General features: G+C 70.1%; 14 protein-coding genes and 1 pseudogene. 8 read left to right on the top strand and 7 right to left on the bottom strand.

Annotation, left to right across the window (positions count from 1 at the left end; translation table 11 throughout):
- The first annotated feature begins 34 nt into the window (after nucleotides 1-34).
- The 4 genes from AXK60_RS01395 (at nucleotide 35) to AXK60_RS01410 (ending at nucleotide 4,410) form a co-directional block, all read left to right on the top strand.
- On the top strand, nucleotides 35-1,000 hold the full coding sequence (locus AXK60_RS01395; RefSeq protein ID WP_068569887.1) for an ABC transporter permease: 966 nt from the start codon (nucleotides 35-37) through the stop codon (nucleotides 998-1,000).
- Entirely contained in the window at nucleotides 987-2,015 is a 1,029-nt protein-coding gene (locus tag AXK60_RS01400) for an iron chelate uptake ABC transporter family permease subunit (RefSeq protein WP_175399906.1), read from the top strand. The genes AXK60_RS01395 and AXK60_RS01400 overlap by 14 nt, the downstream gene beginning before the upstream one ends.
- Nucleotides 2,012-2,830, top strand: coding sequence for an iron ABC transporter ATP-binding protein (locus AXK60_RS01405; protein ID WP_280512870.1), 819 nt, complete (start codon nucleotides 2,012-2,014; stop codon nucleotides 2,828-2,830). The genes AXK60_RS01400 and AXK60_RS01405 overlap by 4 nt, the downstream gene beginning before the upstream one ends.
- Nucleotides 2,831-2,901: 71 nt before the next feature.
- A complete protein-coding gene (locus AXK60_RS01410; RefSeq protein WP_068569200.1) occupies nucleotides 2,902-4,410 on the top strand; it encodes an alpha-(1->6)-mannopyranosyltransferase A in 1,509 nt (502 codons plus the stop codon).
- 434 nt (nucleotides 4,411-4,844) lie between these two features.
- Here AXK60_RS01410 and AXK60_RS01415 read toward each other — a convergent pair whose 3' ends face one another.
- Both AXK60_RS01415 and AXK60_RS01420 read right to left on the bottom strand, forming a co-directional pair.
- Nucleotides 4,845-5,402: a LysR family transcriptional regulator gene (locus AXK60_RS01415; protein ID WP_068569201.1), complete on the bottom strand. Its 558-nt coding sequence runs from the start codon at nucleotides 5,400-5,402 to the stop codon at nucleotides 4,845-4,847.
- Nucleotides 5,403-5,689: 287 nt separating this feature from the next.
- Nucleotides 5,690-6,070: an Rv2175c family DNA-binding protein gene (locus AXK60_RS01420; protein ID WP_068569890.1), complete on the bottom strand. Its 381-nt coding sequence runs from the start codon at nucleotides 6,068-6,070 to the stop codon at nucleotides 5,690-5,692.
- Between the two features lie 98 nt (nucleotides 6,071-6,168).
- Here AXK60_RS01420 and pknB point away from each other — a divergent pair, with 98 nt between their 5' ends.
- The 4 genes from pknB (at nucleotide 6,169) to AXK60_RS01440 (ending at nucleotide 11,336) form a co-directional block, all read left to right on the top strand.
- Nucleotides 6,169-8,352 carry a Stk1 family PASTA domain-containing Ser/Thr kinase gene (gene pknB, locus AXK60_RS01425; RefSeq protein WP_068569202.1) on the top strand — a complete coding sequence of 728 codons (2,184 nt, stop codon included), beginning with the start codon at nucleotides 6,169-6,171 and terminating at the stop codon, nucleotides 8,350-8,352.
- A gap of 16 nt (nucleotides 8,353-8,368) precedes the next feature.
- Nucleotides 8,369-9,154, top strand: coding sequence for a GTP pyrophosphokinase (locus AXK60_RS01430; RefSeq protein ID WP_068569203.1), 786 nt, complete (start codon nucleotides 8,369-8,371; stop codon nucleotides 9,152-9,154).
- Nucleotides 9,155-9,194: 40 nt separating this feature from the next.
- Nucleotides 9,195-10,310, top strand: coding sequence for an ElyC/SanA/YdcF family protein (locus tag AXK60_RS01435; RefSeq protein ID WP_068569204.1), 1,116 nt, complete (start codon nucleotides 9,195-9,197; stop codon nucleotides 10,308-10,310).
- A gap of 162 nt (nucleotides 10,311-10,472) precedes the next feature.
- Complete coding sequence (locus tag AXK60_RS01440) at nucleotides 10,473-11,336, top strand: PhzF family phenazine biosynthesis protein (protein WP_068569205.1); 864 nt, start codon at nucleotides 10,473-10,475, stop codon at nucleotides 11,334-11,336.
- Here AXK60_RS01440 and AXK60_RS01445 read toward each other — a convergent pair.
- The 5 genes and pseudogenes from AXK60_RS01445 to AXK60_RS01465 all read right to left on the bottom strand — a co-directional run bounded on the left by AXK60_RS01445 (nucleotide 11,333) and on the right by AXK60_RS01465 (nucleotide 16,637).
- A complete protein-coding gene (locus tag AXK60_RS01445) occupies nucleotides 11,333-12,730 on the bottom strand; it encodes a class II 3-deoxy-7-phosphoheptulonate synthase (protein WP_068569206.1) in 1,398 nt (465 codons plus the stop codon). The genes AXK60_RS01440 and AXK60_RS01445 overlap by 4 nt on opposite strands.
- Nucleotides 12,731-12,756: 26 nt before the next feature.
- Nucleotides 12,757-13,233 (bottom strand): polyadenylate-specific 3'-exoribonuclease AS, encoded by a 477-nt coding sequence (locus AXK60_RS01450; protein WP_068569207.1) that lies wholly within the window; start codon nucleotides 13,231-13,233, stop codon nucleotides 12,757-12,759.
- Between the two features lie 11 nt (nucleotides 13,234-13,244).
- Nucleotides 13,245-13,955, bottom strand: coding sequence for a lysophospholipid acyltransferase family protein (locus AXK60_RS01455; protein ID WP_068569891.1), 711 nt, complete (start codon nucleotides 13,953-13,955; stop codon nucleotides 13,245-13,247).
- A 71-nt stretch (nucleotides 13,956-14,026) separates the two neighbouring features.
- Nucleotides 14,027-14,773 (bottom strand): amino acid ABC transporter ATP-binding protein, encoded by a 747-nt coding sequence (locus AXK60_RS01460; RefSeq protein WP_068569892.1) that lies wholly within the window; start codon nucleotides 14,771-14,773, stop codon nucleotides 14,027-14,029.
- Nucleotides 14,774-14,838: 65 nt separating this feature from the next.
- Nucleotides 14,839-16,637 (bottom strand): annotated as a pseudogene (locus tag AXK60_RS01465) (ABC transporter substrate-binding protein/permease).
- Nucleotides 16,638-16,685 lie beyond the last annotated feature (48 nt).

The following is a 16,685-nucleotide window of genomic DNA, read 5'->3' on the forward strand; positions in this document are numbered from 1 at the left end:
ACCGCCCCAGGCGGGTCCCCGGAAGGGGGCCCGCCTGGGGCGCGTCGCGCTGCCCCTCCTGGCCGTCGCCTGTGTGGTGCTGCTGGCCCTGTCGTTGATGACCGGCGAGTACCACATCACGCTCGCGGGCCTGCTGGCCGGCGACGACGACATGTGGCGGATGTTCTTCATCTCCCGCGTACCGCGCACCGCGGCACTCGTGTTCGCCGGTCTCGCGATGAGCTTCTCCGGCGTCATCATGCAGCGCCTGACCCAGAACCGGTTCGTGGAACCGACCACAGCCGGCACCGCCGAATGGGCGGGCCTGGGCGTGCTGCTGTGCATGCTCTACCTCCCCGGCGCAACGCCGATGGTGCGGATGGTCGTGGCCACCGCCACCGCGTTCGCCGGGACCCTGATCTTTCTCGGCTTCATCTCCCGGATCCGCGCTCGCCGCTCGGCGATCGTGCCGCTGGTCGGCCTCATGCTCGGCGCCGTGGTGAGCGCGATCACGACCTACCTCGCGATAGGCGCCAACCTGTTGCAGGCGGTCGTGAGTTGGCGCTCCGGCGGTTTCGCACACATCGTCCGCGGCTTCTACGAGCCGCTCTGGGCCGTCGCGATCATCGCCGTCGCGACCTTCCTGCTGGCGAACTACTTCACCATCGCCGGGCTCGGCAAGGACGTCGCCACCAGCCTCGGCCTGCGCTACGGGCTCACGATGGGCATCGGCGTCACCATGGTCGCGCTGGCCTCCGGCGTCACCAGCGTGGTCGTCGGGTTCATCCCCTTCCTCGGCCTCGTGGTCCCCAACCTCATCAGCGCCCTGCGCGGCGACGACGTGCGCAGCGGCCTGCCCTGGGTCGCGGTGCTCGCCACCGTCCTCATCGTGGGCTGCGACCTGATCGGCCGGGTCGTGGTGCGGCCCATGGAGATCCCCGTGTCCGTGATCATGGGCGTGATCGGCGCGATCACGTTCCTCGCGATCGTGCTGTCGAGGAGGAACCGTGTCGCTCTCTGAGGCAACCGCGGCACCGTCGGTCGACGGTGCCGCGGGCCGGGTCGGCTGGCGGGCCCGGCTGGCGATCGCCGCCGTTCTCGCCGTCGTGTCCCTGGCCCTGTACCTGCTGATGCGCACCGGCGCGGACGACGTGCTGCGCTGGGACTTCCAGTTCGGGCTCTCGTTCGAGCGCCGACTGCGCACCGCCACCGCCGTTCTCGTCGCGGCCTTCTGCGGCGCCCTGTCGACGGTGCTCTTCCACACCGTGACACACAACCGGATCCTCACCCCGTCGATCATCGGCCTGGACTCGCTGTACGTGCTGATCCAGACCGTGGGCGTCTTCCTGGTCGGCGGCCGGTTCGTGGACAACTCGGACTCGGTGCCGCAGTTCGTCGCCCAGACCGCGGCCATGGTGGCCTTCGCCGCCGTGCTCTACGGCTGGCTGTTCTCGGGGCGGTTCGCGAGCCTGTTCCTGCTGCTGCTCGCGGGCGTCGTCCTGGGGCTGGCATTCCGGGCGCTGGCCGAGTTCCTCCAGCGCCTGCTCTCCCCCACGGAGTTCGACGCGCTGTCGATCAAGTTGTACGGCAGGCTGACCGCGGTCAACGCCGACCTGCTGCCGATCGCAGTGGCCGCGTGCCTGGTGGTCGGCGTCATCGTGTGGCGCCGCCGGCGTGTCCTGGACGTGCTGCTGCTGGGTCGCGATCCCGCGATGGGCCTGGGCGTGAACCACCAGCGCGAGCTCACGCTGGCGCTGGTCCTCATCGCCGTGCTCGTGTCGATCAGCACCGCGCTGGTCGGGCCGATGATGTTCTTCGGCTTCATCATCGCCATCCTCGCCTACCAGTTCGCGGGAGACTGGCGGCACCGCGCGACGCTGCCGATGGCCTTCCTGCTCGGCGTGATCATGCTCGCCGCCGGGCAGTTCGTCCTGCACAACATCTTCTACGCGAACGGGATGCTCACCGTGATCATCGAGTTCGTCGGCGGGATCCTGTTCCTCGCCATGCTGTTCCGCCGAAGGGGGACCATGTGAACCGCAGCGTGCACGACGCCACTTCCCACGCCGACACGGCACCCGCGATCGCGTTCGCGGATCTCACCAAGAAGTACGCCGAGACCGTGGTGCTCGGCCCGGTGTCCGGGGAGTTCGTCCGCGGCGGCGTCACCGCGCTCGTCGGGCCGAACGGCGCCGGCAAGTCGACCCTGCTGACCATCCTGGGGCGGCTCCTGACCCAGGACTCGGGGACGGCTCTGCTCGAGGGCGTCGACATCCGCTCGATGAAACCCACCGAGGTCGCGCGCAGGCTCGCGATCCTCCGGCAGGAGAACGGCGTCAACGCCCGCCTGACGGTGCGCGATCTGGTCGCGTTCGGCCGGTTCCCGCACAGCCGCGGGCGGATGACCGCCGAGGACGTCCGCCACGTCGACGACGCGCTGGGCTTCCTGGGCCTGACCGACCTGTCGGACCGGTTCCTCGACGAGCTGTCGGGCGGCCAGCGTCAGCGCGCCTACGTGGCCATGACGCTGGCGCAGGACACCGACGTGATCCTGCTCGACGAGCCGCTCAACAACCTCGACATGCGGCACCAGGTGAGCATGATGCGCCGGCTGCGCCGCGCCGCGGACGAGCTGGGCAAGACGATCATCCTGGTGGTGCACGACCTGAACTTCGCCGCGGCCTACTCGGACCGCATCGTCGCCCTCAAGAACGGCACCATCGCGGCCTCGGGCGCACCGTCGGAGATCATGACCGCCGAGCTGCTCACCGGGATCTTCGAGACCCCGGTCGCCGTGCACGTCCTGGAGGGCGGCCCGGTGGCCGTGTACGCGGGGCTGGACGGGCAGTAGGCGGCGGCGCGGCGGCCCGACGGTGCCGAGTCCTGCGCTGGGGCGATCCGCCGCGGCCTAGACTGGCGGGGATGTCCGGATCACTCATGCCCGCCGTGCGCGGCTACAGCGACTACCTGCGGTCCGCAGACGGCCGCCCCGCCCTGCTCGGGCTGGCCGGCGCCGTCGTGACCACGCTCGGCAGCTTCGGCGCGGGCGCGATCCGCGTGCACGACACGACGCTCGAGTCGACCCACCTGTCGTGGCTGCGGTTCGGCCACGGCCTGGTGCTCAGTTCGGTGCTGTTCTGGACGGGTATCGCGCTGCTCGTGATCGCCTGGATCCGGCTGGGGCGCGCCGCGCTCGCCGGGCGGCTCGAGGCCCGGGACGTAGCGGGCACCGTCGCCCTGTGGATCGTGCCACTGCTGGTGGCCGTGCCCCTGTACTCGCGGGACGCGTACTCCTATCTCGCGCAGGGCGCACTGCTGCGCGACGGTTACGACCCGTACGTGGACGGCCCCGTCGTCAATCCGAACGGCCTGCTCGACGACGTGAGCGGCATCTGGACCACTACGACGGCGCCGTACGGGCCGTTGTTCATCCTCATCGCGCGCGGGATCACGACGGTGCTCGGCGACAACGTGCTCGGCGGCGTGATCGCGCTGCGGGTGGTGATGCTGCCCGGGATCGCGCTGTCGGTGTGGGGCGTGGCCAAGCTGGCGCGGCACTTCGGGGCGAAGCCCGCGGTGTCGCTGTGGCTGGGGGTGCTCAACCCGCTGGTGATCGTGCACCTGGTGGGCGGCGTGCACAACGAGGCGCTCATGGTGGGGCTGATGGTCGCCGGCGTCGCGCTGGTGCTCGACGGGCGGCACTGGTTCGGCGTCGCGGTGATCGTGACGGCAGTCGCGGTCAAGGGCACCGCGGCGATCGCGCTGCCCTTCGTGGTGTGGATCTGGTTCCACCATCGGCGCGCGGCGAACCCCGAGGAGTCGGCTGTGAAGGCCTTCGGCACGGCGCTGGCCGCATCGCTGGGGATCTTCGTCGCGCTGTTCGCGGCGTTCTCGCTCATCGCGGGCGTGGGCCTCGGCTGGACCACCGCGCTGGCCGGGTCCATCAAGATCATCAACTACATCACACTGCCGACGGCGATCGCGCAGATCACCGCTTTCGTGGCCGCGCCCTTCACCGATCTCCACCTCGCGCCGATCCTCATCGTCACACGGGCCCTGGGCATCGCGGCGCTCGCGATCTCCCTGGTGGTGCTGTGGTGGCGGTTCCGGCAGGACGAGCGGCGCAACGTGATGGGCATCCTGTTGGGCCTGCTCGCGGTGTGCGTGCTCTCCCCCGCGTCACTGCCCTGGTACTACACGTGGCCGCTCGCGATGGCCGGCGCGTTCGTCTGGTCGCCGCGCACGCTGGCGATCATCGCCGGCCTGTCGGTCTGGCTGATGGTCGTGTTCATGCCCACCGGCTCGATCGGCCTGTACTCGCTGTGGAACGTGGCGCTCGCGGCGGCATTGGGCGCACTGGCCGGCTGGTCGCTGCTGCGGCCCGACCCGTTGGGAATGCGGCCGCGGTTGGGCCTGGCGCCCGCGGTCTGAGCCGCGCCGCGTCAGCCGCGGCCGGCCGGCGCTGTGGCGCCGGATCGGCGGGATCGGCGGAGCCGGGTCGGCTACGCCGGATCGGTGGCACCGGGTCGGCAAGGCCGGATGGACGGCGCTGGGTCCGCAGGGCCGGGTGGGCAGTGCCAGATGGAGGCCCAGAATGGCGATCGTTTCTCGCTACTACCTATGCGATTCCCGCATACCCCAAACAAGCAGGTCAAGGGGGTTGTTTCGGAGCGGCTATACGCATTGCATATATGCCTCGCCACGAGCACGGCCACACCCCGACGCGCCACCCACGAGCTCATTTCGACCCAGAGACTTCAGAAACACGGCCGTACGTCCCGTCCGCGCCACCCACGAGCCCGCATCACCCCACGTACTTCAGAAGCACAGCCGTACGCCCCGACCGCGCCACCCACGAGCCCGCTTCACCCCAGATACTTCAGAAACGCCGCCACTCGCCCCGACGGCGCCGGCCGGTTGAGCAGCTCGACACGCCCCGCCCGTCCGAGCGCCCGGACGACCTGTGTCTCCACGCCCTCGAGCATCGGGCCCGTCAGGTGCACGACCGCCAGATCGCATTCCCCGGACCGCAACGCGGCCACGGGATCGTCGACGATGCACTGCTCGACCTGCACCTCGTGCGCGCGGTTCCACCGCGTGATCCGGCCCTCGATGTAATCGGGCAGGTAGACGTTCAGCGTGCGGCAGACGCTGATCGTGGAGCGGGAGGAACAACCCAGCTCGCGCAACTCGTCGAGGCCCGCCACGACACGCTCGATGACCGCGAGGGCCGGCAGCGCACCGGGCGCAGGCGTGGTGCCGGCCGAGCCGCGCTCGAACAGCGCGAATCCGAGCAACTTCTCCATCCCCGCGACCGCGCGCGTCACGGAGGGCTGCGAGGTTCCGTGGACCTGCGCGGCCACGTTCATGCTCGCCGTGCGCGCGACCGTGGCCACCAACCGCAAGCGTTCGATGTCGGACATGGCGGAACCGTAGCGCGCGGCACTGACAGGAAACGTCGACGCGAGCGGAGCCGACCGTCCGCGATCCGAGGGTATTCGGAATCCGTATAGCCGCTGTCCCAGAAAAAGCCTCTGACCTGGATGTTCTCGGGTATGCCAGAAATGTATAGCGAAAGACCGACGCACCGCTGTCCGCAGCCGCGCTGCGGCAGGTCGCATCAGCCCCCTCCGCAGCCGCGCTGCGGCAGGTCCCGCATTTGCGCCGCCGCAGGCCGGCATCAGCCCCGCAGCAGCTCCGCTGGCGCGCTCTAGAACGCCATCGACTGCGCGCGACGGATCATCTCGCGCGCGGAGTCGGTGTGCAGCAGCTCCGCAGGCGCGGCGTCGAGGTCCTCTTGCAGCTCGAACAGCCACCGCATGATCTCGTCGTCGCGGAAGCCACCGTCGTGCAGGACGCTCAGCAGACCGGTGAAGTGCTTGGCGATGGAGAACCGCCCGTCGACCTCGCCGAAGAACAGGCGCGGGATGTGGATGTCACCGCCGCGCCGCACCGCTATCAACTGGCGGTCGCGCAGCAGCTGCAGCACCTTGGACTGCGACACGCCGAGGCCCTTCGCGACCGTGGCGGTGTTGTAGGTGGAAGTGCCCTCGGGCAGCAGATCGTCGCTGACGAACGGGATGGAGCTCACCGTCACACTGTACCCAGCGACGGGATTCGGACCTTCCCACCCCGGGGTCGCTAGGCTGAACTGTCGACACCGCCGGATATCGAGAGGACACGAAGAAGGTGAACACTCCGCGCGACCGCCTGATCGGCGCCCGCATCGAGGGGCGCTACCGCATCGATGCGGTGATCGCGCGTGGCGGCATGTCCACCGTCTACATGGGCCTCGACCTGCGACTCGACCGTCCGATCGCCATCAAGGTGATGGACCCCAAGTACGCCGCGGACGCCCAGTTCGTCTCCCGCTTCGAGTTCGAGGCCCGCGCCGTCGCCAAGCTCAAGGACCCCGGCCTGGTGGCCGTGTACGACCAGGGCGTCGACGGTGAGCTGGCCTTCCTCGTGATGGAGCTGGTCACCGGCGGCACGCTGCGCGAACTGCTCGGCGAACGCGGCCCCATGCCGCCGCACGCCGTGGCCGCGGTGATGGGACCGGTGCTCACGGCGCTCGGTACCGCGCACCGCGCCGGCCTGGTGCACCGCGACGTGAAGCCGGAGAACGTGCTCATCTCGGACGGCGGAGAGGTCAAGGTCGCCGATTTCGGGCTGGTCCGGGCCATCGCCGCCGCGTCGGTGACCAGTTCGTCGGTGATCCTCGGCACGGCCGCGTACCTGTCCCCCGAGCAGGTGGAATCCGGCAACGCCGACGCCCGCTCCGATGTGTACTCGAGCGGCATCCTGGCCTACGAGCTGCTCACCGGACAGGTCCCCTTCACCGGCGACACGGCGATCTCGCTGGCCTACCAGCGCCTGCACAACGACGTCCCGCCGCCCAGCGCCGCCATCGCCGGCGTGCCGCCGGAGTTCGACGAGTTCGTGGCCCGTGCCACCGACCGCGATCCGTCGCGTCGTTACGCGGACGGCTTCGCGATGGCCGACGCGCTGAGCGCGATCGCCGAGGATCTCGACCTGCCGCCGTTCACCGTCCCTGCGCCGCAGTCCAGCGCCGAACAGCGGGCGGCCGCCGCGATGTACGACGCGCAGCGCGGCCAGCCGCTGATCCCCGCCGCCGCGGAACCCACCGGCGCGCTCATGCCCGGTGCCCCGCTGCCCGGGACCGTGCCGCCCGTCGCGCCGCCGCGCACCGTCGCCCAGCCCCTGCCCCAGGGTCCCCACCCGACGCGCGCGGAGACGATGCACGAGCCGCTCCCGTCCGAGTCCGCGCCGCCCGAGCGGGTCGGCGCGCCGAAGAAGGGCCGCGCGAAGTCCTGGGCGATCGTCGCGATCATCGCCGTGGTCTCGCTGCTGCTCGCGGTCGGCGGCTGGTGGCTGGCCTCGGGCCAGTACACCTCGGTCCCGAACGTGACCGGGATGGACCGGCCGGCTGCGGAGAAGGCGATCAAGGACGCCGGGCTCGACGTGAAGCTCGACGGCTCCTTCAGCAACGACGTCACCGAGGACACCGTCACCGGCCTCGATCCCACCGCGGGCAGCCGGATCAGCCGGTTCGGCACCGTCACCGTCAAGTACTCGCGCGGGCGTCCCGTGGTGCCGCAGTTCCGCGCCGGAGACAGCCCGGAGAACGTCGAGAAGCTGTTGCGCGACAACGGACTCGTGGCCAAGAGCGGCCCTGCGCAGTTCAGCCGCGACGTCCCGCAGGGCGGCGTCATCGGCCTCTCACCCACGCCGGGCACGCGCGTGTCCGTCGGTTCGACGGTGACCGTGGTCGCCTCCGCCGGCAACCAGCCCGTCACCATCCCGGACGTGCGCGGCAAGTCGCCCGACGAGGCGACGTCGATCCTGCGCTCGGCGGGTCTGACGGTCAAGGAGACCAAGCAGCAGTTCGACTCCTCGACCGAGGCGGGCAAGGTGTTCGGCACCGATCCGTCCGGCCAGGTGAACAAGGGCGGCAGTGTAACCCTGCTGGTCTCGAACGCGTTGACGGTGCCCGACGTGACGGGCAGGACCGGGGCCGAGGCGACGCAGCTGTTGCAGCGCGCGGGCCTGGTCGCGGACCTGACCGGCGAGACCGGCTCCGGCTCCGTCGTCGTCTCCACCAGCCCGTCCGCGGGCGGACGGGTCGACCCGTCGAACAACCGCGTGACGGTGACGATGGCCTCGCGCATCACCGTGCCTTCGGTGACCGGGATGAGCGTGAGCCAGGCGCGCTCCGCGCTGCGCGACGCCGGGTTGCAGGTGAAGGTCAACGGGCTCTTCGCCTCCGACAAGTCCCAGGTCATCTGGCAGGATCCGGGCGGCGGCTCGCGCGTGTCCGCCGGGTCGACGGTGACCATCACCGCCATCCCGTAACGCCCGAGGACCGTCGATGAGCACGCCCGCACCCTTCGAACCCGGCTTCGTCCCCGACGCCGCGACGCTGGCGCAGGCCCGCCGTATGCGGGACGCGCTGACCCGCTTCCTCATGGAGTACGAGTTCGCCGTGAAGGAGGTGCTCACGAAGGTCACCATCCTCCGCGAGGAGTTCCTGCAGCTGCACCGGTACAACCCGATCGAGCACGTGACCTCGCGGATCAAGAAGCCCGAGAGCATCGTCAAGAAGGTGGCCCGCCGGGGCATCGCGCCGGAGTTGCCGCTCATCCGCGAGGCGATCACCGACATCGCCGGCATCCGCATCACGTGCAGCTTCATCGCCGACACCTACCGGATCCTGGAGACCGTCACCGCGCAGGACGACGTCCGCGTGCTGATGATCAAGGACTACATCGCGCACCCGAAGCCCAACGGCTACAAGAGCCTTCACGCGATCATCGAGATCCCCGTGTTCCTCTCCACCGGCCCCGTGCACGTGCCGGTGGAGCTGCAGATCCGCACCATCGCGATGGATTTCTGGGCCAGCCTGGAGCACAAGATCTTCTACAAGTACGACGGTGCCGTCCCGACCCATCTGCGGGGCGAGCTGGCCGAGGCCGCGTCCGTCGCCGAGCAGCTGGACCGGAGGATGGAGCAGCTGCACACGCAGGTGCACGGGACCCCCGGGGCGACCGACGACGCCCGGGTCGAGGCGCGCGAAGCCGCCGACACCGAGCTCGCGGGCGACGAGCTGCTCAGCCGCTTGCTGAAACTGACGCAGCGGCTCCCCGCCGAGGACTGAACCCGCACGCCATGGGGTTCCGCGGGATACCGTGTGCCCCATGGACCGAACCTCCGCCCTGACCCGTGCGGTCGCCCTCGCCGCCGTCGGCTCGATCGTGCTCGCCGGCTGCACGGCGACCCCCTCCTCGGAGAGTGCCCGGTCGTCGTCGGCCGCGACGTCCTCCTCGTCCGACGCCCGTGGCGTCGCCGGCCGGGTCGCGGCGCTGCTCGCTGAGGCCAAGGCGGCGTTCGACTCCCCCACGCGCACGTCGACGGCGGGCAACACCGACAAGACCGTCGACAACATGGCCGTCGTCGAGCAGAAGCTGCTGGAGGCTTCCGCGCTCGCGCCGTACCGGGCCGACCTGTTGTTCAGCGCGGCGTCGGCGCGGATCGCGCAGAAGAACGTGCCGGGCGCACTCGAGCTGTACCGCAAGGTGCTCTCCTTCGCCCCGGACGACGACGATGCCCACACCTACCTCGCCGTCTGGAACCGCTTCGTCGGGGACGCCGCGGGTTCCGCGGCCGAGGTCGATCAGTTGCGACGGATCGCGCCGGACCGGGTCCCGGAGGTCGAGGCCCTGTTCGCGGCGGTCGACGGTGCCGTGCGCACCCCGCTCACCGACCTCGCCTCCGCGACCGCGCCGCCCAACACGGGCATCGTCGTCCTCGGGTACGCCCTGAAGAAGGACGGGACGATGGACGCGCCGCTCGTGCAGCGGCTCGAGAAGACCCTGGAGGTGGCCCGCGCGCTGCCCGCGGCCCCGATCGTGGTGACCGGCGGCGTCGAGCAGGCGGGGAACACGGAGGGCGCGCTGATGAAGGCCTGGCTCGTCGAGCACGGGGTCGACGGTGCCCGGATCACCGACGAGAACTTCGCCCGCACCACCGTCGAGAACGCGCTCTACAGTTCGTACGCCCTCGCGACGAAGCGGGTCGACCACGCGGTCCTGGTGAGCTCGGCGAGCCACGTTCGGCGCGGCACCGTCGACCTGATCCTGGCGGCGCGGGAGAACCTGCCCGCGACCTTCACCGTGAGTTCCGTGGCGGCCGTGGACAAGCCGCTCGCCGACCTCGCGACCCCCTCGGCCGACGAACTGCGCAGCATCTACCGCGACGCGCTGAGCACCATCGGGCTGTGGAGCTACCGCAGTGCGCCGATGCTGCAGCGCTGAGCGCCACCAGGAAGGGGTGTCCTCGGGTGGTCTCCACGGATCAGAACGTGGTGGGCGCCGCTCGTGGGCCGGGATTTCTTGGACCACATGTCGCTTCTACCGCGACGACGTCGCCCACCGCGACCATGGAATAGCCGGGCGACGGCGCTGGTTGCCCCGGTCATGGACGCTGAAGTTCTCCGCTACGTCGCCTTCGCCGACGCACCCCACGGCGGCAACCCCGCCGGGCTGGTGCTCGATGCCGCCGGACTCTCCGAGGCGGACATGCTCCGGATCGCCGGCGAGGTCGGCTACTCCGAGACGGCGTTCGTCATCGATCGGGCGGACATCGCGGCGGGCGAGCCCCGTCGCCTGCGTGTCCGGTACTACTCCCCCGCGGCCGAGGTGCCCTTCTGCGGGCACGCCACCGTCGCCCTCGCCTCCGCGCTCGCCGAACGAGAGGGCCCGGGCCCGTTCGTGTTCGCCACGCAGTCGGGCGAGGTGCGCCTGGAGACGAGCCGTACGGACGACGATGCCGTCGCCGTCGCGTTCACGAGCGTCGAGCCGGCGACGGCGCCGATCCCGGACGGGCGCCTGGACGCCCTCCTGGACCTGCTGAGCCTGACCCGAGACGACCTCGCCGACGGCTACCCGCCCCTGCAGTCCTTCGCGGGCGCCTGGCATCCGATGCTCGTGCTCGCAGATCGTGAACTGTTCCACCAGTTCTCGTTCGCACCGAAGCCGCTCGCGGACCTCATGGGCGAGGAGTGGGCCGGCACCGTCACCGTACTCAGCCCGCTCGACGATGACCTCTACGAGGCGCGGAACCTGTTCCCCGTCGGGCGGATCACGCAGGACCCGGCCACCGGCTCGGCCGCCGCGTCGACGGGCGCGTACCTCCGCGAGATCGACCACGTGCCCGCCGGGCGCCGCGTCACGATCCTGCAGGGCGCCCACGTCGGGCGGCCCAGCAGGCTGGTCGTGGACATCCCGCCGACGGGAGGCATCACCGTCTCCGGCCGGGCCGTCGAGATCCCCGGGGTCTAGCCCCGCAGCATCTCCGCGACCAGGAACGCCAGCTCGAGGCTCTGCTGGGTGTTCAGCCGCGGGTCGCAGGCGGTCTCGTAACGGCCGGCGAGATCGGCGTCGGAGATGTCCTGTGCGCCGCCGAGGCACTCGGTGACGTTCTCGCCCGTGAGCTCCACGTGCACGCCGCCCGGGTGCGAGCCGATCGCGCGGTGCACCTCGAAGAAGCCCTGGACCTCGTCGACGATGCGGTCGAAGTGGCGGGTCTTGTAGCCCGTCGAGGACTCGTGGGTGTTCCCGTGCATCGGGTCGCACTGCCAGATCACCTTGTGGCCGGTCGCCTCGACGGCCTCGACGATCGGGGGCAGCGCCGTCCGCACGTTGCCGTTGCCCATGCGGGAGATCAGGGTGAGGCGGCCGGGCTTGTTGTGCGGGTCCAGCTTCTTGACGTACTCCACGGCCAGCTCGGGCGTGGTCGTCGGGCCGATCTTCACGCCGATCGGGTTGTGGATCAGCTCCATCAGCGCGACGTGGGCACCGTCGAGCTGGCGGGTGCGCTCGCCGATCCAGAGGAAGTGCGCCGACAGGTCGTAGAGCACCTGCTGGGCCTCGGGATCCTCCGGGTCGTCGGCCAGACGCAGGAGGCCGCGCTCGTAGTCGAGCACCAGGGCCTCGTGGCTCGAGTAGATCGTGGCGGTCTTGAGATTGCGATCCTCGACGCCGCACGCGGCCATGAACCGCAGGCCGCCGTCGATCTCCGCGGCGAGCGCCTCGTACCGGGCTCCGGCGGGCGAGTTCGCGACGAACTCGCGGTTCCACTCGTGCACCTTGTGCAGGTCGGCCATGCCGGATCCGGTCACGGCGCGCACCAGGTTCATCGCGGCGCTGGCGTTGGCGTAGGCGCGGATCAGGCGCGACGGGTCGTGCTTGCGCACCGCTTCCTCAGGCGGGAAGCCGTTGACCATGTCGCCGCGGTAGCTGGTCAGGCCGAGCGCGTCGGTGTCCGAGGAGCGCGGCTTGGCGTACTGGCCGGCGATGCGCGCGACCTTGACCACCGGCATGGACGCGCCGTAGGTCAGCGCGACGGCCATCTGCAGCAGCGTGCGGATGTTCGCGGCGATGTGCGGCTCGGTGTTGTCGACGAAGGTCTCCGCGCAGTCGCCACCCTGCAGCAGGAAGGCGCGGCCCAGGGCGACCTCGGCCAGTTGGTCCTGGAGCGACTGGATCTCCGGTGGCACGGTGATCGGCGGCACCGACTCCAGCACGGTCCGCATCGCGTCGGCCTGCGGCCGGGGCCAGCTCGGCTGCTGCAGCGCGGGCTTCGCCAGCGCGTCGTCGAGGCGCTCACGCAGGTCCCCCGGGAGAGCCGGGAGCTTGGGGAGGGTATCGATGGGGACGTCGACGGTCCAGTTCACTGCCACGACGATCAGATTACGCGGGTCTAGCCGTCCACGATCGCGCGGTACTTCGCCAGGTTGTGCCGGGCGTCGGCGAGCGCGTCGTGGGCGTCCGACGGCGCCGCCGGCAGGTACGGCCGGCCCCGCTCGTCCCACAGTTGCTTGAGCTCGCGGGTGAACCGCGGCATCGACCGCGGCAGGGCCGTCATCGGGCCCCACAGCTGGCACAGCGCGACGTGGTCGTAGGCCGCGACCCACGCCCACAGCTCGATGTCGCCCGGGCCCGCAGTGAGGAACTCCAGCACCCCGTCGCGGATCGCGGCCCGCGACCGCCAGGACTTGCTCGCGGGCGGCGGCAGCTTGGGCAGCACGTTCGCGCGGACCCACGACCCAGCGCGCTCGGGATCGAACTCCGTCGACACGGCGTAGAACTCGCGCCCGTCCTCGCCGACGATGCCGATCGAGACGAGATCTATGACCCTTCCGTCCTCAATGAATTCCAGGTCGTAGAAGTAGCGCATGGGCACAGAGGTTACGCGGCGCCGGCGTCCCGCTCCGCGCCCGGGACGACCACGCCGTCCTTGACGTCCTGCGCGTAGACGTCCACGTAGGGCTGGCCGGACAGCTTCATCAGCTCGTACATCACCTCGTCGGTGATGGCACGCTCGATGAACCGGTTACCGGACATGCCCTCGAAGCGGGAGAAGTCGAGCGGCTTGCCGATGCGGATCTGCACCTTCGTGGGGTGCGGAAGGGTGGATCCGGGCGGGTTGAACTTCTCGGTGTCCACCATCGCGACGGGGATGATCGGGGCACCGGTCTCGAGCGCCATCCGGGCCATGCCCGTCTTGCCCTTGTACAGCCGACCGTCGGGGCTGCGCGTGCCCTCCGGGTACAGGCCCAACACCTGACCGTCCGCGAGCGCGCCGACGCCGGCGTTCAGCGCGTCCTGCGCGGCGCTCGCACTGCCCCGCACGATCGGGATGCACCCGACCGAGCTGAAGAACCACTTCTTGAACGCGCCCTTGAGGCCCTTGCCCGTGAAGTACTCACTCTTCGCCAGGAACTTGATGGGCCGCGGAACCATGAGCGGCAGGAAGAACGAATCCATCACCGCCAGATGGTTACTCGCCAGGATCGCCGCGCCCTCCTTGGGCAGGTTCTCGACGCCGACCACCCGCGGCCGCCCCAGCAGCCGCAGCACCGGCCCGATCAGGATCCACTTGAAGACCAACCACCACATGTCGCCCAGCTCCTCGTCCACGCCCTGACGTGCTGGGCCTCACTCTACCGACGATCCCCGCGCCGCGGGGGTCAGAGCACCTGGGACAGGAAGGTGCGCAGGCGCTCGCTCTCGGCGTCCTCGAACAGCTTCTCGGGCTTCCCGGCCTCCACGACCTTGCCTGCATCCATGAACACGACGTTGTCGGACACGGTGCGGGCGTAGCCCATCTCGTGGGTCACCACCACCATCGTCATCCCCTCGGCCGAGCACTCGGTCATCAGGGCGAGGATGCCCTTGACCAGCTCGGGGTCGAGGGCGGAGGTGGCCTCGTCGAAGAACATCACCTGCGGCCGCATCGCCAGGGCCCGCGCGATCGCGACGCGCTGCTGCTGGCCGCCCGACAGGCTCGACGGCCGCGCATCGGCCTTCTCCCGCAGCCCCACGACCTCGAGTTCGGCGAGGGCGAGCTCGCGCGCCTCCTCGGCGCTCAGGCCGCGCAGCTTCCGCGGCCCCAGCGCGACGTTGTCCGCAACGGACTTGTGCGGGAACAGGTTGAACTGTTGGAAGACCATGCCGATGCGGCGGCGCAGCTCGTCCGGATCGTCCCCCAGCACGGACTTGCCGTCGAGCAGGATGTCGCCCTGCTGGGGCTCGTGCAGCCGGTTCAGCACGCGCAGCAACGTCGACTTGCCGGACCCGGACGGACCGATCACCGTCGTCGTGGTGCCGGCGGGGACGTCGATGTCCACGCCCCGCAGCACGTGATTCGAGCCGAACGCGAGGTGCAGGCCCTTGCCCTCGAGCGAGACGGGCACGATCGGCGTCTTACCGGGCACGGACGGCGCAGCGGCCGCCGGCGCGACCTCGGGCGTGGAGGAAGCGGAGTTCTCAGTCACGACGATCAGCCCTTCTCGGCGGCGAGGTCGAGGTCCACGGGAGCCTGCTCCCGCTTCCCCGAACGCAGCCGCGTATCGATGTAGTTCACCAGGTGGGTCAGCGGCACCGTCAGGACCAGGTAGAACAGGCCCGCGGCCACCAGCGGCGACAAGTTTCCGGTGTTGGCGTTGAGGTCACGGCCCACGGCGAACAGCTCGCGCTGCGAGGCCAGCAGACCGAGGAAGTAGATCAGCGAGCTGTCCTTGATCAGCGAGATGAACTGGTTCATCAGCGCCGGAAGCACCCGCCGCACGCCCTGCGGGATGATCACCAGCGACATCGACTGCCGATAGCTGAACCCGATGGCGCGCGAGGCCTCCATCTGGCCGGCCTCGACGGATTGGATGCCGGAGCGGAAGATCTCGCCGATGTACGCCGCGGCCAACAGGCCGAGGGCGATCGCGCCGAGCCAGTACGGGTTGTTGCCGGTCACGTCCTTGACGATCGGGCCGATGCCCAAGCCGAAGAGCAGGATCACGACCACCGCGGGCAGGCCGCGGAAGACGTCCGTGTACACCCGCGCGGGCCAGCGCAGCCACCGCGTCCGGGAGATGCCGGCCACGGCCAGCAGCAGGCCGATCACGGTACCGATCAGGCCGGAGACGATCGCGAGGATCAGCGTGTTCGGCAGGCCGGTCTTGGCAGGTACGGGAAGGCCTCGCGGTACAGGCTCCAGTTGAAGAAGGTCTCGCCGAGTTGCGCGAAGGTGCCCTTCTGCTCCACCGGACCCGTTGCCGCCGGCTTGTCGGCGGCGTGCGCCTTCGCGATCGCCGCGAAGTCGGGCAGCTGCGGCGCGGGCGCCGCCTTCGAGCCCGGCTTCCAGCCCTTCGGCATCTCCCGCGGCGCCCAGTCGGTGTAGAGCTTGGCGTAGGTGCCGTCGGCGATGATCGCGTCGAGGCCCGAGTTCAGCGCGTCGATCAGCGGCTGGTTGCCCTTCGCGACCGCCCAGCCCACGAAGTTGTTCACCGAGAAGGTGTTCTCGACGATGGCCGTGCCGTCGCTCGGCTTGACCTGTCCGTCCGCCTGGGCCGACGGTGCGATCCACGCGTCGATCTGGCCCGAGCGCAGGTTCGCGTACGCCGTGGCGTAGTCCGGGAACTTCACCGGCTCCAGCTTGAGCACGTTCTTGACGTACTCGTCCTGGACCGTGCCCTGGACGACGCCGATGCGGTTGCCGCCGGTCAGGTTGCTGAAGCTCTTGATCGGCGAGCCGGACTTGACCACCAGCGAGAAGTAGCCGAAGTCGTAGCCGTTGGTGAACGCCACCGTCTGGCGACGCGCGTCCGTCGTGGTGATCGACGACGAGCCCACGTCGTAGCGCTTCGTGGCCACCGCGGACAGCAGGCCCGAGAACTCGGTGCCCGAGAACTCGATCTTCAGGCCCAGCTTCTGCGCGATCGCCTTGAGCAGTTCGTTGTCGAAGCCGGTGTACTGCCCCGTCGCCTGGTTCAGGCAGATGCTCGGCGGCGCGTCACCCAGAGTCCCGACGGTGATCGTGCCCGGATTGATCAGCCCGAGCGCGTCGCGGTTGATCGTCTCCAGCGGCACCACTCCGGGCGTCGTGTACTTGTCGACGTCCTGGTTCCCCGCGGCCGCGAGGTTGAGCGGAGCGGCGGACGCGGACGCCTCACCGGGCGGGGCACACTTCCCGGCGTCCGGCGCGGCCGAGGCCGCGCCCGCCGGCGCGAGCAGCGCGAGGAGGAGTCCGAGCAGCGGGATCACGGCCAACAGCCGGGCGCTTCGGGCGATTCTGGGTGCAGTCACGCGTGAACCCTACGGGGTCTTCGACCCGGAGACGAGATTTAGGATCGT

Source organism: Tsukamurella pseudospumae (assembly GCF_001575195.1).
Lineage (GTDB): Bacteria > Actinomycetota > Actinomycetes > Mycobacteriales > Mycobacteriaceae > Tsukamurella > Tsukamurella pseudospumae.

Excerpts from the sequence above, each read along its gene's own strand:
- AXK60_RS01410 (WP_068569200.1), top strand. The coding sequence starts at position 2,902 with ATGTCCGGATCACTCATGCCCGCCGTGCGCGGCTACAGCGACTACCTG.
- AXK60_RS01415 (WP_068569201.1), bottom strand. The coding sequence starts at position 5,402 with ATGTCCGACATCGAACGCTTGCGGTTGGTGGCCACGGTCGCGCGCACG.
- AXK60_RS01430 (WP_068569203.1), top strand. The coding sequence starts at position 8,369 with ATGAGCACGCCCGCACCCTTCGAACCCGGCTTCGTCCCCGACGCCGCG.
- AXK60_RS01435 (WP_068569204.1), top strand. The coding sequence starts at position 9,195 with ATGGACCGAACCTCCGCCCTGACCCGTGCGGTCGCCCTCGCCGCCGTC.
- AXK60_RS01440 (WP_068569205.1), top strand. The coding sequence starts at position 10,473 with ATGGACGCTGAAGTTCTCCGCTACGTCGCCTTCGCCGACGCACCCCAC.
- AXK60_RS01450 (WP_068569207.1), bottom strand. The coding sequence starts at position 13,233 with ATGCGCTACTTCTACGACCTGGAATTCATTGAGGACGGAAGGGTCATA.
- AXK60_RS01455 (WP_068569891.1), bottom strand. The coding sequence starts at position 13,955 with ATGTGGTGGTTGGTCTTCAAGTGGATCCTGATCGGGCCGGTGCTGCGG.